At 69.9% G+C, this 26686-nt stretch carries 21 protein-coding genes and 1 tRNA gene; 14 read left to right on the forward strand and 8 right to left on the reverse strand.

All coding sequences use genetic code 11. The features are described 5' to 3' along the window. The first annotated feature begins 4 nt into the window (after positions 1 to 4). The 3 genes from FKR81_RS27610 to FKR81_RS27620 are packed head-to-tail and all read left to right on the forward strand — an operon-like array spanning position 5 to position 1992. Entirely contained in the window at positions 5 to 706 is a 702-nt protein-coding gene (locus FKR81_RS27610) for an alpha/beta fold hydrolase (protein WP_146356003.1), read from the forward strand. Between the two features lies 1 nt (position 707). Next, positions 708 to 1604, forward strand: coding sequence for a DMT family transporter (locus tag FKR81_RS27615; protein WP_146356005.1), 897 nt, complete (start codon positions 708 to 710; stop codon positions 1602 to 1604). Positions 1605 to 1614: 10 nt separating this feature from the next. Continuing rightward, positions 1615 to 1992, forward strand: coding sequence for a tetratricopeptide repeat protein (locus tag FKR81_RS27620; RefSeq protein WP_146356007.1), 378 nt, complete (start codon positions 1615 to 1617; stop codon positions 1990 to 1992). Positions 1993 to 2598: 606 nt separating this feature from the next. On the opposite strand, the gene FKR81_RS27625 is transcribed toward FKR81_RS27620, so the two are convergent. After that, the gene (locus FKR81_RS27625; protein WP_146356009.1) at positions 2599 to 3438 is read right to left on the reverse strand and encodes a lysozyme family protein; all 840 of its coding nucleotides are present in this window, start codon (positions 3436 to 3438) and stop codon (positions 2599 to 2601) included. Between the two features lie 109 nt (positions 3439 to 3547). Here FKR81_RS27625 and efeU point away from each other — a divergent pair, with 109 nt between their 5' ends. The 3 genes from efeU to efeB are packed head-to-tail and all read left to right on the forward strand — an operon-like array spanning position 3548 to position 6746. Then, on the forward strand, positions 3548 to 4372 hold the full coding sequence (efeU, locus tag FKR81_RS27630) for an iron uptake transporter permease EfeU (protein WP_146356011.1): 825 nt from the start codon (positions 3548 to 3550) through the stop codon (positions 4370 to 4372). A gap of 8 nt (positions 4373 to 4380) precedes the next feature. Continuing rightward, positions 4381 to 5499, forward strand: a complete 1119-nt coding sequence (gene efeO / locus FKR81_RS27635) for an iron uptake system protein EfeO (RefSeq protein ID WP_407936558.1) — start codon at positions 4381 to 4383, stop codon at positions 5497 to 5499. Further along, the gene (gene efeB / locus FKR81_RS27640) at positions 5496 to 6746 is read left to right on the forward strand and encodes an iron uptake transporter deferrochelatase/peroxidase subunit (RefSeq protein WP_146356015.1); all 1251 of its coding nucleotides are present in this window, start codon (positions 5496 to 5498) and stop codon (positions 6744 to 6746) included. Before efeO ends, efeB begins: the two co-directional genes overlap by 4 nt. 148 nt (positions 6747 to 6894) lie before the next feature. On the opposite strand, the gene FKR81_RS27645 is transcribed toward efeB, so the two are convergent. Both FKR81_RS27645 and FKR81_RS45705 read right to left on the reverse strand, forming a co-directional pair. Further along, a complete protein-coding gene (locus FKR81_RS27645) occupies positions 6895 to 7563 on the reverse strand; it encodes a hypothetical protein (protein ID WP_146356017.1) in 669 nt (222 codons plus the stop codon). A 94-nt stretch (positions 7564 to 7657) separates the two neighbouring features. After that, entirely contained in the window at positions 7658 to 10831 is a 3174-nt protein-coding gene (locus FKR81_RS45705; RefSeq protein ID WP_222598420.1) for a S41 family peptidase, read from the reverse strand. Between the two features lie 115 nt (positions 10832 to 10946). On the opposite strand from FKR81_RS45705, the gene FKR81_RS27655 reads away from it, so the two are divergent. Then, positions 10947 to 11456 carry a hypothetical protein gene (locus tag FKR81_RS27655; protein ID WP_146356021.1) on the forward strand — a complete coding sequence of 170 codons (510 nt, stop codon included), beginning with the start codon at positions 10947 to 10949 and terminating at the stop codon, positions 11454 to 11456. Position 11457: 1 nt separating this feature from the next. On the opposite strand, the gene FKR81_RS27660 is transcribed toward FKR81_RS27655, so the two are convergent. The 3 genes from FKR81_RS27660 to mfd are packed head-to-tail and all read right to left on the reverse strand — an operon-like array spanning position 11458 to position 16891. Beyond that, positions 11458 to 12387, reverse strand: a complete 930-nt coding sequence (locus FKR81_RS27660; RefSeq protein WP_235921800.1) for a MazG family protein — start codon at positions 12385 to 12387, stop codon at positions 11458 to 11460. After that, entirely contained in the window at positions 12384 to 13322 is a 939-nt protein-coding gene (locus FKR81_RS27665) for a SurA N-terminal domain-containing protein (protein ID WP_146356023.1), read from the reverse strand. The genes FKR81_RS27660 and FKR81_RS27665 overlap by 4 nt, the downstream gene beginning before the upstream one ends. Before the next feature lie 14 nt (positions 13323 to 13336). Next, positions 13337 to 16891: a transcription-repair coupling factor gene (gene mfd / locus FKR81_RS27670; RefSeq protein ID WP_146356025.1), complete on the reverse strand. Its 3555-nt coding sequence runs from the start codon at positions 16889 to 16891 to the stop codon at positions 13337 to 13339. Between the two features lie 321 nt (positions 16892 to 17212). On the opposite strand from mfd, the gene FKR81_RS27680 reads away from it, so the two are divergent. Both FKR81_RS27680 and FKR81_RS27685 read left to right on the forward strand, forming a co-directional pair. Next, the gene (locus tag FKR81_RS27680) at positions 17213 to 18352 is read left to right on the forward strand and encodes a PQQ-dependent sugar dehydrogenase (RefSeq protein ID WP_146356027.1); all 1140 of its coding nucleotides are present in this window, start codon (positions 17213 to 17215) and stop codon (positions 18350 to 18352) included. Then, positions 18349 to 19191 carry a glycosyltransferase family 2 protein gene (locus tag FKR81_RS27685; protein WP_146356029.1) on the forward strand — a complete coding sequence of 281 codons (843 nt, stop codon included), beginning with the start codon at positions 18349 to 18351 and terminating at the stop codon, positions 19189 to 19191. Before FKR81_RS27680 ends, FKR81_RS27685 begins: the two co-directional genes overlap by 4 nt. 4 nt (positions 19192 to 19195) lie before the next feature. Here FKR81_RS27685 and FKR81_RS27690 read toward each other — a convergent pair whose 3' ends face one another. Continuing rightward, positions 19196 to 19792, reverse strand: coding sequence for a TetR/AcrR family transcriptional regulator (locus FKR81_RS27690; RefSeq protein WP_146356085.1), 597 nt, complete (start codon positions 19790 to 19792; stop codon positions 19196 to 19198). 33 nt (positions 19793 to 19825) lie between these two features. Further along, on the reverse strand, positions 19826 to 20767 hold the full coding sequence (locus tag FKR81_RS27695) for an acyl-CoA desaturase (protein WP_146356031.1): 942 nt from the start codon (positions 20765 to 20767) through the stop codon (positions 19826 to 19828). Positions 20768 to 20907: 140 nt separating this feature from the next. Between FKR81_RS27695 and FKR81_RS27700 the strand changes: the two genes are divergently transcribed. The 5 genes from FKR81_RS27700 to FKR81_RS27720 all read left to right on the forward strand — a co-directional run bounded on the left by FKR81_RS27700 (position 20908) and on the right by FKR81_RS27720 (position 26434). Then, positions 20908 to 22032: an alpha/beta hydrolase family protein gene (locus FKR81_RS27700; protein WP_146356033.1), complete on the forward strand. Its 1125-nt coding sequence runs from the start codon at positions 20908 to 20910 to the stop codon at positions 22030 to 22032. A 115-nt stretch (positions 22033 to 22147) separates the two neighbouring features. Continuing rightward, a tRNA-Gln gene (locus FKR81_RS27705) sits at positions 22148 to 22218 on the forward strand. Positions 22219 to 22253: 35 nt separating this feature from the next. Continuing rightward, the gene (locus tag FKR81_RS27710) at positions 22254 to 23930 is read left to right on the forward strand and encodes a GGDEF domain-containing protein (protein ID WP_235921801.1); all 1677 of its coding nucleotides are present in this window, start codon (positions 22254 to 22256) and stop codon (positions 23928 to 23930) included. Positions 23931 to 23975: 45 nt separating this feature from the next. Beyond that, positions 23976 to 25445 (forward strand): bifunctional UDP-N-acetylglucosamine diphosphorylase/glucosamine-1-phosphate N-acetyltransferase GlmU, encoded by a 1470-nt coding sequence (gene glmU / locus FKR81_RS27715; protein WP_146356035.1) that lies wholly within the window; start codon positions 23976 to 23978, stop codon positions 25443 to 25445. A gap of 17 nt (positions 25446 to 25462) precedes the next feature. Beyond that, positions 25463 to 26434 carry a ribose-phosphate diphosphokinase gene (locus FKR81_RS27720; protein WP_186763208.1) on the forward strand — a complete coding sequence of 324 codons (972 nt, stop codon included), beginning with the start codon at positions 25463 to 25465 and terminating at the stop codon, positions 26432 to 26434. Positions 26435 to 26686: the final 252 nt, after the last annotated feature.

Below are 26686 nucleotides of genomic sequence, written 5' to 3' on the forward strand. Positions count from 1 at the left end.
TGGCGTGGTGCACGTGGAACGCGGTGGGGACGGACCTCTGCTCGTGCTGTTGCACGGCCTCGGCGCGACCGGCGAGGTGTGGCGCGACGTCGTGCCGCACTGGCCGGGCAGCTGGCTCGTGCCGGACCTGCCGGGCCACGGCCGCTCGGCCCCGATGTCCCGCTACTCGTTCGGCTCGTTCGCGGCGGCCGTCGCGGCGGCGATCCCGCCGTCCGGTCAGGTGGCGGTGATCGGCCACTCGCTGGGCGGCGTCGTCGGCCTGGCGCTCGCGAGCGGCTGGTTCGGCGTGTCCGTGTCGTCGGTCGTCGGCGTCGGGATCAAGGTCCGCTGGTCCGAGCCCGAACTGGAGAAGGCCGCGTCGTTGGCCGCTCGGCCGGCTCGGGTGTACGAGACCCGCGAGGAGGCGGTGGAACGGGCCTCCAAGGTGGCGGGCGTGCGCCTGCTCGACGGCGTGACCGAAGTGGACGGCGGCTGGCGGATCTCGTTGGACGAGAAGGCCTTCGCCGTAGGCGCTCCGGACATGCGGAGCCTGTTGCGCGCGTGCACCGCCCGCGTCACCCTCGCGGCCGGCGAGTACGACCCGATGGGCCCGCCGCAGCACCTGTCGTCGTTCGTCCCGGACCCGTACGTGCTGGCAGGCGAGGGCCACAACGTGCACGTCGAGTCACCGGCCGCGCTGGTACCCCTGCTGGACAAGCTGCGCTGACGTGCGCATACCCCCGTGGTTCGCCGCTCTGACGGTGTTCGTCTGGGCGTCGGGCTACCCCGTCGGCGCGCTCGGCGTGGCCGTCGCACCCCCGTTCCTGCTGACCGCGATCCGCTTCCTGATCGCCGCGGCCTTGATGGCGTTGATCGCCTTCTTCGGCCGTGCCGCCTGGCCGCGCGGCTGGGCACTCGTGCACACGGCGGTGGCCGGCCTGCTGATCCAGGCGTTCCAGTTCTCCGGCGTCTACCTGGGACTGCGCCTCGGCGTTCCGGCGAGCGTCACGGCTCTGGTGATCTCGTGCACCCCGGTCCTGACCGCCGTGGTCGCCGCACGGGTCTTCCGCACCCGCATCGGCGTGGCCCAACTGGTCGGCCTGGTCTTGGGCGTAGCAGCGGTGGTGCTGTCTCTGGGCGACCGCCTGACCGCCACCGACTCGGGCGCGGTGTTCACGATCTTCGGCATGCTCGCGTTCGTGGCGGGCAGCGTCTACCAGCAACGCTTCTGCCGTGACATCGACGTCCGCACGGGCAGCGCCGTGCAGCACTTCGTGTCCGTGCCCGTGGTCGCACTGATGGCGCTGGCGTTCGAGTCCGGCGGCGTGACCGACTGGTCGCAGTTCTGGCTGGCGATGACCTGGCTGGTGCTCGTGAACTCGATGGGCGGCGCGACGCTGTTCCTGGTCGGCATCCGCATGGGCGGCGCCGCGCGCATCACCACGCTGTCCTGTCTGGTGCCGTCCGTGACGGCGTTGATCGCCTGGCCGCTGCTGGGCCAGGGCATCACCCCCGGCGTGGTCGCGGGCCTGGTACTCGGCTCGATCGCCTGCTGGCTGGGGACGTCCACACCATCGAGTCGTGTCATCCGGACGGCAGTCGAAGAACCAGCCAACGATGGGTAACTTTGATCGAATGACGGACAGCACCTTCGACGCCTTCCGCCGAGCCGAGGCGCTGCTGGCCGAGCGCCGACCGCTGGAGGCGTTGCGCGAACTCCGCACCGTGCTCGAGGAAGCACCGGATGCCCCCAGCGTGCAACTGCTGGCGGGCCGCGCATACCTGAGCTCAGCCCAACTCCAACGCGCCGAGGCGGCGTTCCGCAAGGTGCTGGACCTCGACCCCAGCGACCACTACGCGCGGTTCGCTCTCGGCCGCACCCTGCAACGGCAGAGCCGGTTGCCGGAGGCGTTGGCGCAGCTGCGGATGGCCGCTGCCATGAACCCCTCGCCCGAGTACCAGGAAGCGCTGGGCGAAGTCGCCGCGCGGATCGCCGTGGAGCGCGACCGCTGACCCGCCGGTGTCCGCGCGCCCGGCTCGTGGGCCGGTGCGCGCACACCTCGGTCGGCTCGGCTTGGCCGCGCGCTGGCTGAGGTGTCAGGGCACGCCGGGAATTGGGCGTGTCGACGTACCGGCCTAATTGGCTGCGCTTGGCTGCCGGTGACGGACCACGCCGACCACTCGCCGCTGGGCCCAGCTTCGCCGGGTACGACACGCCCCCAGCCCTGCCGGGCCGCTTGCTCGCGGCCGCGCTCACGCGGGCGTCCCCCGCACGCGAGACCCTCCGAATCCATGCTCGCAGCCAGCACCGACATTCCCTGGCCTCGAAGCCACACCAACCACGAAACCGGGTACGGAAGCCCGCGACTTCTACGGCGCTGTGTTGCCCCTGCGAGCGAAGCGACGCCAGCGCACCAAGCAACCCACCACGAAACCGGCAGGTACCAAAAGAAAAGAGCGCCCGCCGCACTCCCAACCCCCGCACTGCCAACCGGGCGCGGCCCCCGAGCCAAAACCGGCAGCCAAATGATCCCAAGCATCCGAAGGGCCGGGGGTGGGGAGGTTCTCGCTGATCAGGCTGCGCCTGATCAGCGAGGACCTCCCCACCCCACCACCACTTCACCCCAAACTGGCACGGGCATAAGCATCAGCCCCAGAAAACACGTTCCGCCCGTACTCGACAGAGTTGTTGTAGGACATGACGGCCTGCCACCACCCACCCCCGGTCCCAACGTCCCGCCCCCCGGCACACAGGTACCGAGCAGCGGTCAACGCGGCATCGTCGATGTTCTGCGGATCAGCGGGCAGCCCATCCCCCGCGGCCCGCTGAGCCCACCGGTTCCACGTACCGGGGATGAACTGCATGGGCCCGACGGCCCGATCCCACTCGGTGTCCCCGTCGAACCGCCCACCGTCGGTGTCGCGAATCGCCCGGACGCCGGGCGACCCGTTGAGCGGAATCCCGATGATCGGCTTGCTGGGTATGCCGGAGTCCTGCAGCCGCGCCCCGAAGATGCTCCCGTGGTGCGACTCGACGCGTCCGATGCCGGCGAGCGTGGCCCACGAGATGCGGCAGGCGGGCGCCTGCGACTGCATGATCACGTCGGCCTGTGCGTAGGCCCGCAGGGCGCGCACGGGGATGTCCGTTTTCCCCGCGACCCGCCGGGCCCACTCCTCGACCGGGTCGACGGTGGCGCCCGGTGGTGGGGCGGCGGGTGCTTGGGCGGCGCCAGGGGCGGCGGCGCCCGGAGCGACGTCCTGCAGGGGAACGAGGAACGGGGGCGGCCCGATCGGGTCTGCTGAGCGGCGCGCCAGTGAGCCGAGCGCCCAGGCACCGCCCCCGACGAACCCGATCAGGAGCAGCACGAGCGCAACGCGGCCGGCCAGGTTGCCGGCACGTCTACGTGCGCGAACAGGCGGAACGACGGCGGGCTCCTTCGGCGGCGAGGGGAGGACCACTTCACCAGGCTAGCGCGCAGATGTGATGAAACCGCCGCTCTGGCGGCTGGACACCGAGGGGAGCCTTACCTAAATTCAGGCTGCCCTATCTTAAGAAGAAGGTGGCGAAATGTTGTTCAACAATGCTCTGATCGGGCTACGAGAAGGTCTCGAAGCCGCGCTCGTCGTGAGCATTCTCGTCGCCTTCCTGGTCAAGACCGACCGGCGCCACGCGCTCAGGTGGGTGTGGGTCGGCGTCGGCACGGCCGTCGTGCTCAGCGTCGCCTTCGGGGCCCTGATCACCTTCTCCGCGGCGAACATGACCTTCGAGCAGCAGGAGGCGTTCGGCGGCGGCATGTCGATCATCGCGGTCGCGTTCGTCACCGGAATGATCTTCTGGATGCGCAAGGCCGCTCGGACGATTGCCGCCGAGCTGCGCGGGAAAATGGACAACGCGCTCAAAATCGGACCCGCCGCCGTGGTCGTCGTGTCCTTTTTGTCCGTCGGCCGGGAAGGGCTGGAAACGGCCGTCTTCTTCTACGCGAGCGTCCAGAGCGCCGGTGTCGGCACGACGCAGCCGCTGATCGGGTTCCTCGTCGGCATCGCCGTCGCGGTCGCGCTGGCGTGGCTGCTGTACGCGGGCGCGATCCGGTTCGACCTCGGCAAGTTCTTCAAGGTCACCGGTGTCCTGCTGGTCTTCGTCGCCGCGGGTGTCCTGTCCTACGGCATCCACGACCTCCAGGAAGCCGCGATCCTGCCGGGCCTGGGCGACCTGGCGTTCGACATCACCGAGACGCTCCCCGAGGCGTCCTGGTACGGCGCCCTGCTGAAGGGCGTCTTCAACTACTCGCAGCAAACGAGCTGGCTGCAGGCGATCGCATGGGTGTCGTACGTCGCGATCGTGCTCCCGCTGTTCCTCATCCGGCCACGCGTCCGCGTCGCCGCAGCCAACTGACAGGAGTGATCGTGCGCAAGGCACTCGTCATCATCGGTTCCCTGGCACTGCTGACCGCGTGCTCCGGCAACGGCACCCAGGACGCGAGCGGCGCCATCGCCGTCGAGGCGACGGACGACGCCTGCAAGGTCGCGCGGACGAGCGCGGGCACCGGCAACGTCACGTTCGAGGTGACGAACAAGGGCACCAAGGTCACCGAGTTCTACCTGTACGCCGAGGGCGACCGCATCCTCGGCGAGGTCGAGAACATCGGGCCCGGCCTCACCCGCAAGCTGATCGTCGAGGTCGGCGAGTCCGGCAAGCTCCAGACCGCGTGCAAGCCCGGCATGAAGGGCGACGGCATCCGCGGCGAGTTCACCGTCACCGGCGACGCCAAGAAGGCCACCGACGCGGACGCCCAACTCGCCGAGGCCACCAAGAGCTACCAGCGCTACGTCAACTCGCAGGCCGACCAGCTGCTGGTGAAGACCGAGGAGTTCGTCAACGCCGTCAAGGCGAAGAAGGTCGACGAGGCCAAGGCGCTGTTCCCGATCTCGCGCATCTACTGGGAGCGCATCGAGCCGGTCGCGGAGAGCTTCGGCGACCTCGACCCGAAGATCGACGGCCGCGAGGACGCGATCGAGCCCGGCACCGAGTTCACCGGCTTCCACCGCCTGGAGAAGGACCTCTGGGTCGACGGACTCAAGGACGACTCACCCAAGATCGCCGACCAGCTGCTGGTCGACGTCAAGGACATCGTGAACAAGGCGAAGACCGTCGAGCTCAACCCGACGCAGCTCGCCAACGGCGCCAAGGAACTGCTCGACGAGGTCGCCACCGGCAAGATCACCGGTGAGGAGGACCGCTACTCGCACACCGACCTGTGGGACTTCCGGTCCAACGTGGACGGTTCGCAGGCCGCCGTCGCCGCGCTGCGCCCGGTGATCGCCGCGAAGGACGCCGCGCTCGCGACGTCGCTCGACGAGAAGTTCAAGGCACTGGACGAGGCGCTGGAGAAGCACCGCAAGGGCGACGGCTTCAAGCTGTACACCGAGCTGACCCCGGACGAGATCAAGGCGCTGGCCGAGACCCTCGACGCACTGGGCGAGCCGGTCAGCAAGGTCGCAGAGGTGGTGACGTCCAAGTGACCGCCAACCTCCCCCGCCGCAGGCTGCTGGGACTCGCGGGCGCAGGCGCTGCGCTCGCGGGTGCCGGCGCCGCCGTCGGCGCGTTCGCGAGCAACCGCCCCGACCCGGAGATCGAGAACCTCTCCGCGGCCAAGGTCCCGTTCCACGGCGCCATCCAGGCGGGCATCACCACCCTCGCGCAGGACCACATGCACTTCGTGGCGCTGGACGTGAAGACGACCAAGCGCGAAGAACTCGTCGCACTGCTGAAGGAGTGGACGAAGGCCGCCGAGCGGATGACGTCCGGGCTCGAGGCCGCGGAGAACGGCGCCGTCGGCGGCCACATCCAGGCACCGCCGAAGGACACCGGTGAGGCGCTGGACCTGGCGGCGTCCGCGCTGACGCTCACCATCGGCTTCGGGCCCTCGTTGTTCGACCAGCGGTTCGGCATCGCGGACCAGAAGCCGGAAGCGCTGATCGACCTGCCGCTGTTCCCGCTCGACGACCTGGACCCGTTGCGCAGCAACGGAGACCTGTGCATCCAGGCGTGCGCGAACGACCCGCAGGTCGCCGTGCACGCGATCCGCAACCTGGTGCGCATCGGCTTCGGCAAGGTCGCGGTGCGCTGGTCGCAGCTCGGCTTCGGCCGCACGTCGTCCACGACCCGCGCGCAGACGACGCCGCGCAACCTGTTCGGGTTCAAGGACGGCACGCGCAACCCCAAGGCCGAGGACACCGACCTGCTGCGCGACCACGTGTGGGTGCCCAAGGGCGAAGGGCCCGAGTGGCTGGCGGGCGGCACGTACCTGGTGACCCGCCGGATCCGGATGCACATCGAGATCTGGGACCGCACGTCGCTCTTCGAGCAGGAGCAGATCGTCGGCCGCACGAAGGGCGAGGGCGCGGCGCTCGGCCAGACCAAGGAGTTCGACGAGCCCGACCTGAACGTCAAGGGCGCGGAGGCAATCCCGGTCATCGGCGAGGTAGCGCACATCCGGCTCGCTTCACCGGAATCCCTCGGTGGGGCGCGGATCCTGCGGCGCGGCTACAACTTCACCGACGGCAGCGACGGGCTCGGTCACCTCGACGCCGGGCTGTTCTTCATCGGCTTCAACAGGGACTCGCGCAAGGCGTACGTCCCGATGCAGCAGGCGCTGTCCTCGAAGGACGAGATGATGGAGTACGTGGAGCACACCGGTTCCGCGCACTTCGCGATCCCGCCCGGTGTCCGCGAAGGCGGCTACTGGGGAGACACGCTCTTCAAGTAGAGGCCGCGGGCGGCCGGGGTCGCAATGACTACCCCGGCCTGCCCACGGCTACCGATGGCCCAGCTCCGCGGGGCGGAAGTCGGCGGAGCGGGCGGAAGAAGGCGCAGCCGCGGCCGGCCGGGCAGTCGGGGAGCCCGGCCGGCCGCGACTACTGACCAGCCACCGACGGCGCGGAAGGGGCTGGGGTCGAGGTCTCGACCGGAGCCGACGGCTCCAGCGAGGGCTCAGGAGCCGGAGACGGCGTCGGCGACGGGGTCTCCGAACGCGGGCACGGCGTGCTCGTCGCAGGCACCTCGGTCGTCGGCGGTTCCGCGGGCTCGGACGTCACCGGCGGCTCCGCGGGAGCCGACGACGGCGGCGAAGGCGGCTGGGTGACCGACGACGAAGCCGACGAAGCGGGGGGTTGCGTCGGCTCCAGCTCGGTCGGCTCACCCGGCACCTGCGGCGCCGACGTCGACGTCGGGGACTCGTTGCGCCCGGTCGGCTGCGGCCGGGACGTCGAGGAGTCCGAAGTGGACGTCGCGGGCAGCGTGGTCGTGCTCACCCGGCTCGTCGTGGCGAACAGCGCGCCGCGCATGTCCTTGCGCTGCGCTCCCACGACAACGGTTTCCAGCGTGTTGGTGGGCGTCTCCAACGGCTCCGTCCACCACATGCTGGTCTTCGTCGGCCGCGCGGGCGCCGGTGCGCCGAGAGGGCTGTCCTCCGGCGATCCGGTCAGCGCGATCAACGCGAACATCCCGCCAAGTGCCAGGAACGGCACGATGACGACTGCTCCGAAACATCCGCGCCCACTGCGCGGCTCGTCACGATGACTCACTGCTCCCACCCCCGAACGACGACCAATTCCATCTTGTTGATCGTCCACAAGGAACGGTGCGTGACAGTTCTTTAGTCACACATCCGGGTGGTCCCTACAGCGGAGGCAACTCCGGAGGGTGAGCAGCCGGCCGTTGTGAAAGAGCTTCAAGTACCAGCTCAACGGCCTTTTCGAGCTGCGGATCGCGCCCGGCAGCGCGGTCCTGAGGCGTGATCACGACCTCGACGTCCGGGTCGACGCCGTGGTTCTCCACTCCCCAGCCGTGCCCGGAGAACCACGTGGCGTACCTCGGTTGGGTGACGAGAGTGCCGTCCACCAGGGTGTAGCGCATGTCGATGCCGATGACGCCACCCCACGTGCGGGTGCCGACGACCGGCCCGATGCCGAGCTCCTTGATGGCCACGTTGACGATGTCGCCGTCGGATCCGGCGAACTCGTCCGCGATCGCGACGACCGCGCCGCGCGGCGCGTCCTGCGGGTAGCTCTCGGGTGCGGTGAACCCGCGCGCGACCGACCAGCCGATGACCTTGCGGCCCAGCTTCTCGATCACCAGCTCGGACGTGTGCCCGCCCGCGTTCTCCCGCACGTCCAGCACGAGCCCGTCCTGCTGCACCTCCACCCGCAGGTCGCGGTGCAGCTGCGCCCAACCGGCGCCCATCATGTCCGGCACGTGCAGGTAGCCGACGCGACCGCCGGACAGCTCGCGCACGCGCGCCCGCCGGTCGGCGACCCACGCGTGGTACCGCAGCGGGCCCTCGTCGTCCAGCGGCACGACGACCACGCGCCGCAGCTCACCGCCACCGCCGGGCCGCACGGTCAGCTCGACCGGCTTGCCCGCGGTGCCGACCAGCAGCGGTCCTGGCCCCAGCAGTGGCTCGACGTGCCGTCCGTCGACGGCGACCAGCGCGTCACCCGCGCGCACCGCGACACCCGGCGCGGCCAGCGGCGACCGCGCGTGCGGGTCGGACGTCTCGCCGGGGATGACCCTCTTGACCAGCCACGACCCGTCGTCGATCCGCTCGAGGTCGGCGCCGAGCATGCCCTGCTTGCGCGCCGAGTCGGACCGGCCGCCGCTGCCGTAGACGTAGGCGTGCGACGTGCCGAGCTCGCCCTGCACCTCCCACAGCAGGTCGACGAGGTCGTCGTGGCTGCCGAGCTGGTCGACGAGCGGCCGGTAGCGCTCCAGCACGCCCACCCAGTCGACGCCGCCCATGTCCGTGCGCCAGAAGTGGTCGCGCATCAGCCGACCGGTCTCGGCGTACGCCTGCCGCCACTGCTGGCCGGGGTCGACGACGACGCGGATGCGCGCGAGGTCGATCTCCACGTAGTCGCTGGAGTCCTCGTCGGCCTTGCTGTCGGTCGGCACGACGCGCAGGTCACCGCGGTCGTCGAGGATCATCCGCTGACCGTCACCGCTGACCGCGAACCCGTCGACGCCGTCGGCGAGCACCTCGGCCTTCAGCTTGGTGAGGTCGAACCGCTCCAGCACCGTGCGCGGCGGCCGCGCGTCCGGCGAGGCCAGGTTGTCGCCGAGCACGCCGACGAGCGGGCGGCGCAGCCACAGCACCCCGCCCTTGGCCGTGCGCAACGACGCGTAGTGCGCCGCGGGCACCGGGATCGGCACGACCCGGTCGGCGAGCCCGTCGAGGTCGACCTTCGTGGCGGGCGTGCCGTCCTCGTCGTCCTTCTTCTCCTTGTCGTCGTCACCGCCGACCGAGCGGCCCTTCTGCTGCGGGTCGAACGGCGACGGCGTCGTCGCGGCGAGCGGCACCAGGTGCGGGCGGCAGCCGGTCGGGAACGACAGGTCGAACACGTGCGCGTCGTACACCGGGTCGAAGCTGCGCACGCTCAGGAACGCCAGGTACTTGCCGTCGTCGGTGAACGACGGCGAGAAGTCGGTGAACCGCAGCGGCGTCACGTCCACGATGGACAGGTCGGTCGTGTTGACCATCCTGATGTGCCGCAACGGACTCGGACCGGGGTGCGACCACGCGAGCCACGCCGAGTCGGGCGAGAACGCGAGGTTCGTGACGTTCGCGTTGGCGCCGGTGACGACCTCGCGCACCTCGCCGGACGACACGGACACCATCAGCAGCCTGCCGTCGTGCGTGGCGACCGCGACGCGGCTGCCGTCCGGCGACACGACGTGCGAGAGGACCCGCCCGAGCTGCCCGACCGCGATGCGCCGCGGCGTGTTGCCCGGCTCGACGCCCCCGACCGGCGAGATCTCCAGCGCCTCCTCGCCCTCGACGTCGGTGACCCACACGACGTGGTCGGTCTCCCCCACCACGCGCGGCAGCCGGGCCCGCACGTCGGAACGCTCGGTCAGCGCGCGCACCGGGCCGTCCTTGTGCGTCACCCAGTGCACGGTGCCCTGCACCTCGACGGCGCTCGCGCGGCCGGTGTGGTCCGGGCAGACCGAGTCGACGTTCCCGCTGGCGCGCAAGCGCTTGGGCTGCCTGCCGGTGCGCGGCCCGCCGAGCCGGATGTCGAGCTTGCGCGACTCGCCGTCCGCCAGCAGCCACACCTCACCCGCGTGCTGGTAGACGATCCGCTGCCCGTCCGTCGTCGCCGCTCGGGCGTAGAACTCCTGCTCCGTCAGGCGTTGCAGGTCGGTGCCGTCCGGGTTGACCGAGTAGACGCTGCCGACGCCGTCGTGGTCCGACAGGAACGCGATGCGCCCGTCGACCCACATCGGGCTGTTGAGCGAGCTGGTCAGCTCCGGCAGCAGCCGGGCGAACTCGCCGTCGCCCGACGCGTCCACCCACAGCTTGCCCGCCGCACCACCTCGGTACCGCTTCCACCACGCGGGGTCGTGGCCGTAGACGCTCGTGACGACGACCGCGCCGTCCGGGCCGAACGCCACGTCGCCGACCCAGCCGAACGGCAGCACCTCAGCCGGTCCGCCGTCCACCGGGATCGCGTGCGCGTGCTTGCGGTTCGTGTTCGCCTGCCCGGCCGCGGTGGTCGCGAGAACGCGCCCGTCCGGGGTCCAGCCGCGCACGCCCGTCGTGTAGCTGCCCCAGTACGTCAGCCGCTGGGACGGGCCGCCCTCCACCGGCGCGACGCGCACCTCGTAGGCGCCGTCGACGCTCGACGTCCAGGCGAGCTGGGTGCCGTCCGGCGAGATGCGCGGGTGCCGCGCGGGCACCTGGTCGGCCGAGATGCGCCACGCCCTGCCGCCGTCGATCGGGGCCAGCCACACGTCGTCCTCGGCAACGAACGTCACGAGGTCGCCGTGCAGGTGCGGGAACCGGAGATAGGTCACGTGATCGACGTTAGCCGGTGACACGTTCGAGTGGCCTTGGCTCGCGCTGGATAACACCGAACGTAATTGATCGATCACCCAGATGTTTCGCATCACCCGAGATTGGAGGTTCACCATGTCCAGACGAAGATTCACAGTCACGGCCACCGTGGTGGTCGCCTTGCTCGTGCCAGCGATACCCGCCGCCGCGGCAGACACCCCCGCCATCGTCGTGTGCCACGGCGTGACCACGACGACCTTCGACCCGCCGCTCACCCCGACCCCGCAGGCCGTCGACCGCACGACGACCGAGGAACTGCTGTGCGAACCCGTGTCCGGCATGCCGTTCACCGGCAGTCGCACGGCGAAGGTCAGGGCGACGCTGTCCTGCCCCGCACTGGCCGAAGCTCCGGGACCGCAGACGTTCCGCTACACCTGGGACACTCTGCACCCGCCGAACTTCAGCGTGATCAAGTCGTACGGCTACCCCGGTGACCTCAGGACCTCGCGTGCCGGCGTCGTGATCAGCGGCCGGTACAAGAACTACAGCTACATCCAGGTGACCGACACGGCCCCGCCCAGCTGCGCCAGCAACGGCATCGCGGAAACCACCACCCGCTCGACCGCCACGTTCCTGTCCCCCTGACTCAGGAAGGCCAGAACCGTCGCCAGTCAGCGGGGGTGAGGATGTCGAGTCCTTCGGCGCGCGCCTTGGACTCGGCATCGCGGACGTTGGCTGCGAACCTGCGACACACGGCGCGAAGCTCGGTCTCCGGGTCCTCACCCGCGAGCTTCGCCAACGCGGTCACCGCGAACAACGTGGTTCCGGTGTCGTCGCCCTCGGGCAGCAGGTCGACCGGGAAACCCGCGCGCTTGACGCGTTGCACGAGCTTGGCCGCCAGGGCGACCGCAGGCTGGCCGAGTGCGACACCGTCCACACTGGACTCGCGCTTCTTCTCGACCTGCTTGAGCTCCTCCCAGCGGTGCTGCTGGGAGGTCGCGTCGTGCACGGCCGGATCGTGGCCCTCGAAGACGTGCGGGTGGCGTCCGACGAGCTTGGCGACCAGATCGGTTGCCACATCGTCGATGTCGAAGGAATCAGCGTGCTCAGCCGCCACTCGGGCGTGGAACAGCACCTGGAGCAGGACGTCGCCGAGCTCCTCGCGCATCGCGGCGCGATCGCCGTCCTCGATGGCCTCCAGCAGCTCGAAGGTCTCCTCGAGCAGGTACTGGCGCAGCGACAGGTGGTCCTGCTCGGCGTCCCACGGGCAGCCGCCGGGCGAACGGAGCCGGTCCATCACGGCCGCCGCGTCGAGCAGGCCCGCACCGGCGGGCTCGGGCGTCCGGATCACCACGGCGTCCGGGTAGGCGTCCGGCTCGGTCGTGAGCACCACCGAGCCGTCCGGAAGATCAGCGGGGACCGGGCCGTCGACGCCCAGCGGCTCCCAGAAGTCCAGCGGCACGCCCGCGCCCGCGTAGACAGCGGGCGCGGAACGCAACGCGGACAGAGCGGCGGCCGGAAGGACGGCGTCCAGCCGCTCGCTCAGCAGGACAACAGTGATCCCAGAAGAAGTCACGGCGCGGTGGACTTGCGGGCCACCGCGACGAAGCCCGCCTTCTCCTCGCCGTTCGGGGCGACGGCCATGACGGCCGGGTCCCACTCACCGAAGCGCGGGTTGACCTTGATCTGCAGGTCGTCGGCGACCAGCTGCGTCATCCGCAGGCCGGTGTCACCGAGGACGCGCGGGTTCAGCTCCTCGGCGGAGGCACTGCTGGACGCCTTGCCGTCGGTCTTGCGCTCGCGGATGAACGCGACCATCCACTCGGCGTTGGCCGGGTCCGGCAGGAACGCGACGACCGTGCCGGGCTTGGTGCCGAACAGCAGCGTCGGGCCCTGCGACGGCGTCTCGGACGTGCGCACGACCTTGCCCAGCTCGGCGAGGCGCGCACCGTCGGCGCTCTTGGGTGCGTCGCGCACGAACTCGGCCATCTTGTCCGGGTTCGCCGCGACCTCCTTCGCCTTGGCGATCGCGTCGCGACCGTCCTTGGTGTAGAAGAAGTCGATCTTGACCTCGAGCTTGTCGATGTAGCGGCGACCCAGCTCGGTCTGGATGAGCGTGTCGCGCACGAAGTCGCGGATCGTGGCCACGTCGTGGATGTTGTTCTGCGCCGCGGTCTCGGCACCGCCCGCGTTCTCCAGCGTCTTGTCCACCTCGGTCTCGTCGACCGTGATGCCCTCCTGCTGGGCCGCGCGCTTGAGCAGCTCGTGGCGCACGAGGTCCGTGACGATGGCGCTGGCGACCTGTGCGAGCTTGCCCTGCTCCTGGAGCTTCCTCGCCTCCGGCTCGGTCCTCAGCACGGTGTCCAGCCGCTGCTGCACGACCTCGAGCGGGATCGAGGTGTCACCGATGATCACGGCCGATCCGGCCTGCGAGGGCCCCGTGCCGCAGCCCGCCAGAAGCAGGCCGACAGCGGCCCCGAGCAGCGAGAAACGCTTCAGAACAGTGCTCACGAACAAGTACCCTCTCACGCCGGGGTGACGGGGCTCACGGGAGTCCCCGCAAGCGACTCCAGGAACTTCTGGCACCAGTCCAGCAGCTCTTGATCACGCAGCTGCGGTGCGCCCATTCGGCCGCCAGCCGCTCCTTCGGTCGGCCTAGGCACGGTCACGGTGCCGACCGCCGCCTTGTAGACCGCCTTCGGGAACAACCTGCGCAGGCGCACCATCTGCGACTCGCGCAGCTCCAGCTTCCCGAACCGGATGTTCTGCCCCATCGTGATGACCTCGGTGACGCCGTGCGCGCGGCACGCGTGCCGGAACCGGGCCACGCCCAGCAGCCGTTCGACCGGCTCCGGCGGCGTGCCGTAGCGGTCCTTCAGCTCGTCCCACACGGACTGGAGCGCACCGGCGTCCGGCGCGGCCGCGATCTTGCGGTACGCCTCGAGCCGCAGCCGTTCACCCGGCACGTACTCGTGCGGGATGTGCGCGTCGATCGGCAGATCGACGCGGACCTCGGCCATCTCGTCCTCGGCGTCCGACTCGGCGCCGGCGTGCCTGCGGAACGCCTCGACGGCCTCGCCGACCAGCCGCACGTACAGGTCGAAGCCGACGCCCGCGATGTGCCCGGACTGCTCGGCGCCCAGGATGTTGCCCGCGCCGCGGATCTCCAGGTCCTTCATCGCGACGGCCATGCCCGCGCCCAGCTCGGTGTTCTGCGCGATCGTCGCGAGCCGGTCGTGCGCGTGCTCGGTGAGCGGGGCCTCCGGCGGGTACAGGAAGTACGCGTACCCGCGCTCGCGGCCGCGGCCGACGCGGCCGCGCAGCTGGTGCAGCTGGGCGAGGCCGAGCAGGTCGCCGCGTTCGACGATCAGCGTGTTCGCGTTCGAGATGTCCAGTCCGGTCTCGACGATCGTCGTGCAGACCAGCACGTCGTACTCGCGTTCCCAGAAGCCCTGGATGAGGTGCTCGAGCTTGTCCTCGTTCATCTGCCCGTGCCCGGTGACGACGCGGGCCTCCGGCACGAGCTCGCGGATGCGCTTCGCGGCCTTCTCGATCGTCGAGACCCTGTTGTGCACGTAGAAGACCTGGCCGTCGCGCATCAGCTCGCGGCGGATCGCGGCGCCGACCTGCCGGTCGTCGTACCCGCCGACGTAGGTGAGGATCGGGTGCCGTTCCTCGGGCGGGGTGAGGATCGTGGACATCTCGCGGATGCCCGCGAGCGACATCTCCAGCGTGCGCGGGATCGGCGTCGCGGACATGGTGAGCACGTCGACGTGCGTGCGGAGCGCCTTGATGTGCTCCTTGTGCTCCACGCCGAAGCGCTGCTCCTCGTCCACGATCACGAGGCCGAGATCCTTGTACCGCACCGTTTTCTGCAGCAGCCGGTGCGTGCCGATGACGATGTCGACCGCGCCGTCGGCGAGCCCGGCGATCACCTGCTCGGACTCACCGGGGTCGGTGAACCTGCTGAGCCCCTTGACGTTCACCGGGAACGCGCGCATGCGTTCGGTGAACGTGTTGAGGTGCTGCTGCGCGAGCAGCGTCGTCGGCACGAGCACGGTGACCTGCTTGCCGTCCTGCACCGCCTTGAACGCCGCGCGGACCGCGATCTCCGTCTTGCCGTAGCCGACGTCACCGCAGATGACGCGGTCCATCGGCACGGACCGCTCCATGTCCGCCTTGACCTCGTCGATGGCGGCCATCTGGTCCTGCGTCTCGGTGAACGGGAACGCGTCTTCCAGCTCGCGCTGCCACGGGCTGTCCAGCGCGAACGCGTGGCCGGGCGCGCTCTGCCGCGCCGCGTAGAGCTGAACCAGCTCGGCCGCGATCTGCTTGACCGCCTTGCGCGCCTTGGACTTCGTGTTCTTCCAGTCGCTGCCGCCGAGCTTGTTCAACGTCGGCAGCTCGCCGCCTACGTACCTGCTGACCTCGTCGAGCTGGTCGGTCGGCACGAACAACCGGTCGCCCGGCTGGCCGCGCTTGCTGCTGGCGTATTCGAGAACGAGGTACTCGCGCGTCGCACCGGCGACCGTGCGCTGCACCATCTCGACGTACTTGCCGATGCCGTGCTGCTCGTGCACGACGAAGTCGCCCGCCCTGAGCGCCAGCGGGTCCACCGCGTTGCGCCGCTTCGACGGCATCCGCCGCATGTCCTTTGTGGACGTACCACCGCGACCGCCGGTGAGGTCGGTCTCGGTGAGCACCACGAGCGCGAGGTCCGGGATGACGAACCCGTCCTCCAGCGCACCGCGCGCGACGGTGACCAGGCCGCCCTGCGGCGGGTCGACGAGCCCCTTGTCCGCCAGCGTCGCGGGCACGTCGGCCTCCGCGAGCTGCTCCACCGCGCGCTGCGCCGTACCGGCACCGGGCACGACGAGCACCGCGGCGCCACCGGTCGCGGTGTGCGCGCGCAGGTCCGCGAACGCCCGGTCGATGTCGCCCTGGTAGGCCTCGACGGGCTTGTAGTCGAGCCGGACGACGTCGCCGGCCTCGGTGGTGAGCTGGCTGAGCGTCCACCACGGACGGTTCTTCTCCCGCGCGGACTCGGCGACCTCGGCGAGGCTCCGGTACGCGGACGCGCCGAGGTCGATCGGCGCCTTGCCGCCACCGGCCGCGGCCATCCACGAGGCCTCGAGGAACTCCTGCCCGGTGCGCACCAGGTCGTGCGCACGCGTGCGGATCTTCTCCGGGTCGGCGAGCAGCACGTGCGTGCCCGCGGGCACGACGTCCGTGAGCAGCTCCAGCGCACCGGGGCAGAGCGCGGGGATCAGCGCCTCCATGCCCTCCGACGGGATGCCGCTCGCGATCTTGTCGAGCATCTCGACGAGGTGCGCGTCCGACTCGTGTTCGAGCGCCAGCTCACGGGCCCGGTCCTTGACCTGCTCGGTGAGCAGCAGCTCGCGGCACGGCGGCGCGACGAACTCGTCGACCTGCTCGGGCAGCGACCGCTGGTCGGCGACCGCGAACGGCCGGATCTCGCTGACCTCGTCACCCCAGAACTCGACGCGCAGCGGGTGCTCGGCGGTCGGCGGGAAGATGTCGAGGATGCCACCGCGCACCGCGTACTCACCGCGCTTCTCGACCATGTCGACGCGCAGGTAGGCGTTCTCGGTGAGCCGGTGGAGCAGCTCGACGAAGTCCTGCTCCTCACCGGTCTTCAGGTGCACCGGCCGCAGGTCGCCGAGGCGCGGCGCCATCGGCTGGATGAGACTGCGCACGGTCGTCACGACGACCCGGAGCGGGTTGCCTTCCGGGTGCTTGAGCCGGCGCAGGATCTGCAGCCGCGCACCGACCGTGTCCGCGCGCGGCGACAACCGCTCGTGCGGCAACGTCTCCCACGACGGGAACAGCGCGACCTGGTCGTGCCCGATCAGGTCGCTCACGACGTTCGTCAGCTCTTCGGCCTCGCGGCCGGTCGCCGTGACCACGAGCACCGGCTGCACCGTGCTGAGGGCAGCCGTGACCAGCGGACGGGCGGCGAGAGGTCCTTCGAGCTCGAGCTCCGGCGCACCGGCCGAGTCGATCAACGTGCGGAGGGCTTTGTCGGGGAGTACGCCAGCGAGCAGGCCGAGAAGCGGCATTGCCTCAGCCTATCCGGTGTTGTATTGCCGCTGCTCCGCAGACGGCGGCGAGGTCGCCGGGAAGTCGGTCGTCCGGACACCCGCTCCAGGCGCAGCCGCTCCGACCGGGCCGCAGCAACCCGGCCTACGCCGTGCAGCCCCCTGGCGGCGCGCAGGTACGTCGAGGAGTGGACGGTCGGGATCACCGACGTCACGCCCGTCGCGCACGCGGTGCACGATCGCGTCCGCGCCCGCGACCTGAACGGTGCGCGAGCCCTCCTGCCACCGGAGCGCCCGTACACCTGACGGAACCTTCACGCCGCCGGGCGCGTACTTATAGGTATGCGCGCACTCCTCGTAGTGGTGATGCTGGTTGCCGGTTGCTCGACGGGCGCGGGCGGCAGCGTGCCGACGAGAGAGCTGCCACCACCGTCCTCCGAAACGGAAACGGCCGCCCCGAAGAGCGCGAGCCTCAAGGTCGAGGAGGTCACCGGAGGTCTCGAGCACGGTTGGGACATCGGCTTCCTCCCGGACGGCTCGCAGCTGGTCTCCGAACGCGTCGCCAGGTTCACCCTGGTCAAGAACGGCCAGAAGACCGAGGTGGACGCCGACCTGTCGAACGTCGCCGTGCGCGGCGAGGGCGGCCTGCTGGGCCTGGTCGTGCACCCGGACTTCGCCCAGTCCGGCGAGTTCACCGCGTGCTTCAACACCGACCAGGACGTGCGGCTGGTGACGTTCCGCCTGCAGGGCAGCAAGGCGACGCGGGTGAAGGACCTGCTCACCGGACTGCCGTCGAACCGCAGCGGCAGGCACTCCGGCTGCCGCCCGACGCTCGCGAACGACGGGAGCCTGCTGGTCGGCACGGGTGACACGGCGAACGGGCGGTTCGCGCAGGACCGGACGAACCTCGGCGGCAAGCTGCTGCGGATCTCGCTCGACACGGGTGAAGGCGTGCCCGGCAACCCGTTCATCACCTCGCAGAACGCCAACGAACGCCGCATCTACACCTTCGGCAACCGCAACGTGCAGGGCGTGGCGGTGCGGCCGGGCACCGAGCAGGTCTTCATGACCGAGCACGGGCCGGACGTCGACGACGAGGTCAACCTGGTGCAGGCGGGCGGCAACTACGGCTGGGACCCGTCGCAGGGCGGCACGGTCGGCGGGTACGACGAGAGCGTGCCGATGACCGACACCAAGCGGTTCCCGGACGCGGTGCCCGCGCTGTGGTCGTCGGGCAAGCCGACCGAGGCGATCTGCGGTGCGGCGTTCTTCGACGGGATGCTCGCCGTGCCCGCGTTGAAGGGCTCGAAGCTGATGTTGTTCACCGTGGACGACGCGGGCAAGGTCACGTCCGTCGCGGTGCCCGCCGAGCTGGACGACAAGTACGGCAGGCTGCGCGCGGCCCGCACCGCGCCGGACGGCTCGCTGTACGTCACGTCGTCCAACGGCAAGGACGACAAGCTGTTGCGCATCACGCGATGACGTACGACGTGGTGATCCCGACGGCCGGGGATCGGCGGCAGACGCTCGAGAAGTGTCTGGCGTCCGTGCGCGAACAGCACCCGCCACCGCAGCGGATCATCGTGGTCAACTCGGGCGGCGAACTGGACGTCGAGGGCTGCGAGGTCGTCGAGTCACCGCGCCGGTCGGCGTCGGCGCAGCGCAACCTCGGCGCGGCCGCGGCCACGGCGGACCGGCTGGTGTTCCTGGACGACGACGTCGTGCTGGAACCGGACACCGCGGCCCAGCTGTGCGCGGTGCTGAGCGAAGACGTTCTGGCGTCCGGTGGTGTGGTGACCGGAGCGGTGGAGTTCGGGGAACGCACATGGCGGTCGTACCTGCACGCGCTGCTGGGCCACACGCACATCGCGTTGCGGCCGCGGGAACGCGGCTCGGTCTTCAAGGCGTCCGGCTGCGTGAGCCTGGTGCCGGCACCAACGTCCCCTGTGGACACCGAGTTCCTGCTCGGCGGACTGCTGGCGTGCTGGCGGAAAACCGCGCTGGACGTGCCGTTCGCCGACCTGTGCGACGGGTACGAGGACCTGGACTTCTCCGACCGGGTCAGCCGGATCGGCCGGATGATCCAGACGCCGGCGGCGAAGGCGCACCACCTGGACGCGCCGATGTCCCGGGACACCTACCAGGAAGGCTTCCCCGCGGCCTACTTCCACTGGCACGCAAGGGAACCCGGCCTCGTCGGCTCGACGTGGTGGGTGGTCGCGCACCTCACCTACGCGCTGCGGATCCGTCGTGACGCGGGCCCGTACCTGCGCGGCTGCGCGGACACCGTGCGCAGGCTGTGGCGCGAGCAGTCCTGGTGACGAACTAGCGGCGGGTGCGCAGGCGGGGCTTGGGATCCATGGCGGACAAGCCCTTCCAGGCGAGGTTCACCAGGTGCGCGGCGACCTCGTCCTTCTTGGGCTTGCGCACCTCGAGCCACCACTGACCGGTCAGCGCGACCATGCCCACGAGCGCCTGCGCGTAGAGCGCGGCGAGCTTGCGGTCGTAGCCCTGGCGGGCGAAGTGCACGCTGAGGATGTGCTCGACCTGCGAGGCGATGTCGTTCAGCAACGACGAGAACGTGCCGGTCGACGACGCGACCGGTGAGTCGCGCACGAGGATCCGGAAGCCGTCCGTGGAACCCTCGATGTAGTCCAGCAGCGCGCAGGCGGCCTGCTCGAGGAGCTCGCGCGGGTGACTGCCGGACAAAGCGGACACGATGTGGTCCATCAGCCGCTGCATCTCGCGGTCGACGACCACCGCGTAGATGCCTTCCTTGCCACCGAAGTGCTCGTACACAACGGGTTTCGAGACTCCCGCGCGGTGCGCGATCTCCTCGATCGAGGTGACCTCGAAACCCTTCTCGGCGAACAGGGCCCGAGCGACGTCAAGTAGCTGCTCGCGCCGCTCCTTGCCTGTCATTCGGACCCTGGTCACCGAACCAGCCTACGTTGCTTACTTCTTGACGCTGATCCTGGCCAGTCGCTGCTCGCTCGGCCAGCGGACGTTGGTCGCCCAGCCGAACTTCTCGAACACCCAGATCAGTCGCGCGGACGTGTCGATCTGACCGCGCTTCACGCCGTGCCGCGCGGACGTCGGGTCGGCGTGGTGCAGGTTGTGCCACGACTCGCCGAACGACAGGATCGCCAGCGGCCAGAAGTTCGCCGACTTGTCGCGCGCCGCGAACGGGCGCTCGCCGACCATGTGGCAGATCGAGTTCACGGACCAGGTCACGTGGTGCAGGAACGCGACGCGGACCAGACCGGCCCAGAAGAACGCCGTCACGCCGCCCCAGACGGACCAGGTGATCAGGCCGCCGAGGATGCCGGGCGCCACGAGCGAGATCGTCGTCCACAGCACGAAGAGCTTGTCGACCCAGACGAGGTCCTTGTCGGCCAGCAGGTCAGGGGCGAAGCGCTTGTGGTTCGTCTTGTCGCGGTCGAACAGCCAGCCCGTGTGCGCGTGCCAGAAGCCCTTGGCGAGCGCCTTGGGCCCGGTGCCGAAGAGCCACGGCGAGTGCGGGTCGCCCTCGCGGTCGGAGAACGCGTGGTGACGACGGTGGTCGGCGACCCAGTCGATGACCGGTCCCTGCAGCGCCATGCTGCCCGCGATCGCGAGCCCGATCTTCAGCGCGCGGTTGGCCTTGAACGAGCCGTGCGTGAAGTACCGGTGGTAACCGATCGTCACGCCGAGCCCGGACAGGTAGTAGAAGGCGACGAACAGAGCAACGTCCACCCAGCCCAGTCCCCACCCCCAGGCGAACGGAACTGCCGCCAGCAGTGCCAGGAACGGCACGATGACGAAGACGTAGACGCCGAGCTGCTCGGCGTGTCCGCGCTGGCCGTCGAAAATCGGCTTTGGGCCTTGGTCTGTAGACCGGTCCATCGTCGTGGTCATACGGGATACCTCGGGGGGTTTCGGGGGCTGTCCTACCTACGCAACCGTAACTTACGCAAGCGTAGGTTAGGCCACCCTTGTCCACCAGACCTCAGCTCCAAAATCACGGCCACTTCTCAGGAAACTGCGATGATTCACAGATGAGGAAGCGCAAGATCGTCAAGCTGGCGATCACCTCCGTGCTCGTGCTGCTCCTGCTGGTCACAGCGGGTCTGGGAGCGGTCGGCTGGTACTACAGCGGCGAGCTGCTCGAACCGGAGGAAGTGGTCAAGCGCTACCCCGAGACGGCGCTCGGAACCGACGGCAAGAACGTGGTGCTCGCTGAGTCCAAGCTCACTGCGCTGCGCGGCACCTTCGGCGTCGTGTGGGACAACGGCACCGCCAAGGTCGGCGACGTCGCGAAGGTCGCCAACGGGAAGGTCCAGCGCCCGCTGCTGGAGGGCTCGGCGCCGCCGGACGGCACGAAGGTCCGCATCGAGACCGACGTCTACGAGGGCGACCCGAAGACGTCGCTCGGCCTCGACTACACCGAGGTGCAGGTGCCGACCGAGCTGGGTGACGCGCCCGCGTGGCTGGTGCGCGGCACCGCGCCGACCTGGGTCATCACCGTGCACGGCAGGGGCGCGTCCAGGGAGGAGGCGCTGCGGGTAGTGCCGCAGCTGCACGAGGCGGGCCTGTCGGTCCTGTCCATCACCTACCGCAACGACGTGGGCGCGCCGAAGTCGCCGGACGGGCTGTACCACCTGGGTGACACGGAGTGGCGCGACGTCGAGTCCGCGATCCGGTACGCGCAGGGCGAGGGCGCGGCCAAGGTGATCCTCTACGGCTGGTCGATGGGCGGCGCGATCGTCGGCCAGACGCTCACCAGGTCGTCGCTGGCCACCGCGGTCTCCGGGGTCGTGCTCGACTCCCCCGTCACGAACTGGTCGAAGACGCTCGACCTCCAGGCCGAGAACCGCGGCGTGCCGACGTTCCTCACGCCGGTCGCCGAGCTGGTGTCCGGCTGGCGGACGGGTATCGATTTCGACAGGTTCGACCTGCTCGAGCAGCCGCCCGCGATCAAACCGCCGACGCTGCTGATCCACGGCAGCGCGGACGGCACGGTGCCCGCGCAGGCCTCGCGCGACCTCGCGGTGGCGGCGGGGCGGCTGAGCTGGCCGATCCAGTACGTCGAGATCCCCGGCGCCGACCACACTTCGGGATGGAACGTCGCGACCGACACCTACAAGAGCGCACTCGGTGACTTCCTCACCAGGACGAATTAGCTCACCGTCGTGATCTGACTACGGTGCGAACAGCCGCCAGTTGAGTGGTCGTGCGACACGTTGACCATTACTCATGACAACATGTGTGACGCACGGGCGAGGACCCCTCGCCCGTTCCGCCATGGTGTAAAGGCAGCACCTCGGATTTTGGTTCCGATGGTCCAGGTTCGAATCCTGGTGGCGGAGCAGGAAGACTGCATTGATCTCCGTCTTGGGGAGGTGTGACGCTGCCCGAGGAAGCGGTCGACGAGCAGGGCAACGTGGGCCACCGGTTGCACGAGATGTCCGACGCGTGGCTGGTGGGTCGCGCGAACGAACTCGTCGCCGTGGCCCAGAGCAGCCATCTCCAGGACCAGCTGGAGGCCACCGCCGAAGTCGACGACATCCTCGAGGAAGCGCAGGGCCGCGGTGAGCCGCGGATCGTCGCGCAGCTGCTCAGAGCGGCCGCGATCGTCCGGCTCGTCACCCCCGGCCTGGTCGACCTGGCCGACCCGCAGCTCGACGAGCTGCTCACCCACACCCGCCGCCACGGCCTGCTCGTGCTGGAGGCCGACGCGCGGGCGTTGCGCGGCCGCCGGTTCCTGCTCGGCAACGCGGAGGACAAGGCGTTGACCGAGGTCGCGGCCGGTCTCGCGATGCTGGACGAGGACCTCGCGCCGGACCCGGTGATCGACAAGCGCACGTGGGACCAGATGCTCGCGTCCGCGCTGCAGAACATGAGCCTCGTGCTCACCCAGCTCGGCGTCTACGAGCTGGCGGACGACGTGCTGGCCCGCGCGCACAACGCGCTGTGGGAGAGCGGCCAGCCGCACCAGATCTTCGTGCACCTGCTCAACCGCACCCGGCTCACGATCGGGTGGGGTTTGCGCCTGGAGCGGGTCAACGAGCACGAGAAGGCGCAGGGCCAGTTCGACACCGCCGCCGGGCTCGCCGAGGCGGCCGAGGTGCCGTTCCGGCAGTCGCTGCACCCCGGCAGGCGCGACCTGACCGCGGCCGAGCAGGTGCCGATCCTGGGCGCCGCGCGGGCGCTGGCCGGCCCGTCCGGCGACCACCTCGACCGGCTGTGGTCGTTGCGCGGGCTGTCGATGTACGCCCGCGAGCTGATCATCGTGGCGATCGCGCTGGCCAGGTGCCTGGTCGTGGACAACCGCCAGGACGACGCCCTCAAGGTCCTCTCGGACACCCGGACGCAGATGGAGCACGACACGTCCGAGCCGACGCTGCTGCTCTCCCTGGAACGCGAGTACGCGCAGCTGTCCGGTGCGCACACGACCAGCGCGCTGCAGGCGTACAACCGGGCGCTGGAGAACGAGCTGTGGCAGATGCGCGAGTCGCGCGTCGCCACCCTGAACACCCGCCGCGAGCACGAGCGGCTGACGCGGGCGCACGGCGCCATCGCGCAGCAGGCCATGCAGGACCCGCTGACCGGACTGCCGAACCGGCGGGCGCTCGACGAGAAGATGGCCGAGCTCATCACCGGCCAGACCTACCCGCTGTCGATCGCGCTGGTGGATCTCGACGGGTTCAAGGGCGTGAACGACAAGTACTCGCACGCCGAGGGTGACGATGTGCTCAGGGTGATTGCGAGCACACTTCGCCAGGCGTTGCGGGGTGACGACATGGTCGCCAGGTACGGCGGCGACGAGTTCGTCGTACTCCTTCCGGGTGCTCCTCTGTCGGCTGCCGAGGCGGCGCTCGGCAGGGCCGTGGATGCCGTGGCGCACCTGCCTCTGGACCTCTCACGTGGGGTGACGCTGTCCGTCGGCGTGATCTCGTTGCGACCGCGCGAAACCTCGAACCAAGCCCTGTCCAGGGCCGACTCGGCGATGTACGTGGCGAAGCGCCAGGGCGGCTGCCAGGTCGCCGCTGTGGCGGGAGACGCCGCCGAAGAGGCTTAGTCTGGTCGTCGCACGTCGACAACCAGCCTGTTAGGGAGAGCATTGATGCTCGAGGGCGGAGTCAGCACGATCGTCTTGGCGGCGGGTGAGGGAACCCGCATGCGCTCGACGACACCGAAGGTGCTGCACCGGATCGCCGGACGAACGTTGGTGGAACACGCGGTTCGCGCCGCGGCGGGCACCGACCCCGATCACCTGGCCGTCGTGGTCGGGCACGGGCGCGAGGCGGTGACAGCGCACCTCGACGAGCTGGCGCTGGCACTCGGCCGCAAGGTCACGACAGCCGTGCAGGAGCAGCAGAACGGCACCGGTCACGCGGTGGGCTGCGGTCTCGCCGAGCTGCCGTCGGACCTGGGCGGGACGGTGCTGGTCACCTACGGCGACGTCCCCATGCTCGACACCACGACCCTGCGCGCGCTGCTCGCCGAGCACTCGGAGCAGGGCAACGCGGTGACCGTGCTGACCGCCGTGCTGGAGAACCCGACCGGCTACGGCCGGATCGTGCGCTCCGCCGAGGGCGCGGTGCTGCGGATCGTGGAGCAGAAGGACGCTTCTGCCGAAGAGCAGGCCATCACCGAGATCAACTCGGGCGTCTACGCGTTCGACGCGGCGGTGCTGCGCGACGGCCTGTCCCGGCTGTCGACCGACAACGCGCAGGGCGAGCTGTACCTGACCGACGTGCTCGGCATCGCGAACGCCGACGGCCGCCGCGTGGGCGCGCTGGTCGCGTCCGACCGCTGGGTCACCGAGGGCATCAACGACCGCGTGCAGCTGGCCGCCGTCGGCGCCGAGCTCAACCGGCGCATCGTCGACGGCTGGATGCGTTCGGGCGTCACGTTCGTCGACCCCACCTCGGCGTGGATCGACGCGGACGTCCAGCTCGGCCAGGACGTCCTAGTGGAGCCGAACGTGCAGCTCCGCGCGGGCACGACGATCGGCGCGAACGCCACGGTCGGCCCGGACACGACGCTGTCGGGCGTGACCGTCGGTGCCGGCGCGAAGGTCGTCCGCACGCACGGCAGCGACTCGGTGATCGGGGAGGGCGCCTCGGTCGGCCCGTTCGCGTACCTGCGGCCCGGCACCAACCTCGGCGCGAAGGGCAAGATCGGCACCTTCGTCGAGGTCAAGAACTCGGAGATCGGCGCGGGCAGCAAGGTGCCGCACCTCTCCTACATCGGCGACGCGACCATCGGTGAGCAGTCGAACATCGGTGCCGCGAGCGTCACGGTCAACTACGACGGCGTGAAGAAGCACCGCACCGTCATCGGCGACCACTGCCGCACCGGCTCGGACAACATGTTCGTGGCTCCGGTGACGGTCGGCGACGGCGTCTACACGGGCGCGGGCACGGTCGTGCGCCGCAACATCCCGCCGGGTGCACTGGCGGTCTCCGGCGGTCCGCAGCGCAACTTCGACGACTGGGTCATCTCCCGCAGGCCCGGCTCCGCCGCGGCTCAGGCGGCAGAAGCGGCCAAGGCGCAGCAGAATGCCGAGACAACAGAGGAAGGTCGCTGACCGTGGTGAACCCGATGATGGCCGGCACACCCAAGAAGAACCTGATGCTGTTCGGGGGCCGTGCTTACCCCGAGCTGACCGAAGAGGTCGCCAAGCACCTCAACGTGACGGTGACCCCGCAGTCGGCGTACGACTTCGCCAACGGCGAGATCTTCGTCCGCTTCGAGGAGTCGGTCCGCGGCTGCGACGCCTTCGTGATCCAGTCGCACACGGCGCCCATCAACCAGTGGCTGATGGAACAGCTGATCATGGTCGACGCGCTGAAGCGGGCCTCCGCCAAGCGGATCACCGTGATCATGCCGTACTACCCGTACGGCAGGCAGGACAAGAAGCACCGCGGCCGCGAGCCGATCAGCGCCCGCCTGGTGGCGGACCTGTTCAAGACCGCAGGTGCGGACCGCCTCGTGTCCGTCGACCTGCACACCGCGCAGATCCAGGGCTTCTTCGACGGCCCGGTCGACCACCTGTGGGCGATGCCGCTGCTGGCCGACCACATCCGCGACAAGTACGCGGACCGCGACATCACCGTCGTCTCCCCCGACTCTGGCCGCACCAAGCTGGCCGAGAAGTGGGCGGACACGCTGGGCGGCGCGCCCATCGCGTTCATCCACAAGACCCGCGACCCGCTGCGTCCCAACGAGGTCGTGTCGAACCGCGTGGTCGGCAACGTGAAGGACCGGCTCTGCATCGTGATCGACGACATGGTCGACACGGGCGGCACCATCGCCGGTGCGGTCAAGCAGCTGCTGGACGAGGGCGCGTCGGACGTGGTCATCGCCGCCACGCACGGCATCCTGTCCGGCCCGGCGACCGAGCGCCTCGAGAACTCCGGCGCCCGTGAGGTCGTGTTCACCGACACGCTGCCCATCCCCTCGGAGAAGCGCTCCCCGAAGATGACCGTCCTCTCGATCGCGCCGCTGCTCGCGCGCGTGATCCAGGAGGTCTTCGAGGACGGGTCCGTCACCTCGCTGTTCGACGGCAACGCCTGACGTTCGTTCGCAGAGAGCCGCTCCGATCACCGGTCGGGGCGGCTCTCCCGCGTTGACCGTGTTCGCCCTGCTCAGGCGGGCGGGAACCCCCTGTTTTCGTTCGGGTACCCCCCGATTGGTGTTGGCCTGAGGGGAGGCCTACACTGGTCGGGTTGCCTCGGCGAGGGCGAGCATCACGCTCGGCGTGATCGACGCGGCGGCTTGATGCCGCGCGTGTTCTACGTTCCGCGCTGCTCGCCGCCGCAGCCACCC

It is taken from the genome of Lentzea tibetensis, assembly GCF_007845675.1.
GTDB classification, from domain to species: Bacteria; Actinomycetota; Actinomycetes; order Mycobacteriales; family Pseudonocardiaceae; genus Lentzea; species Lentzea tibetensis.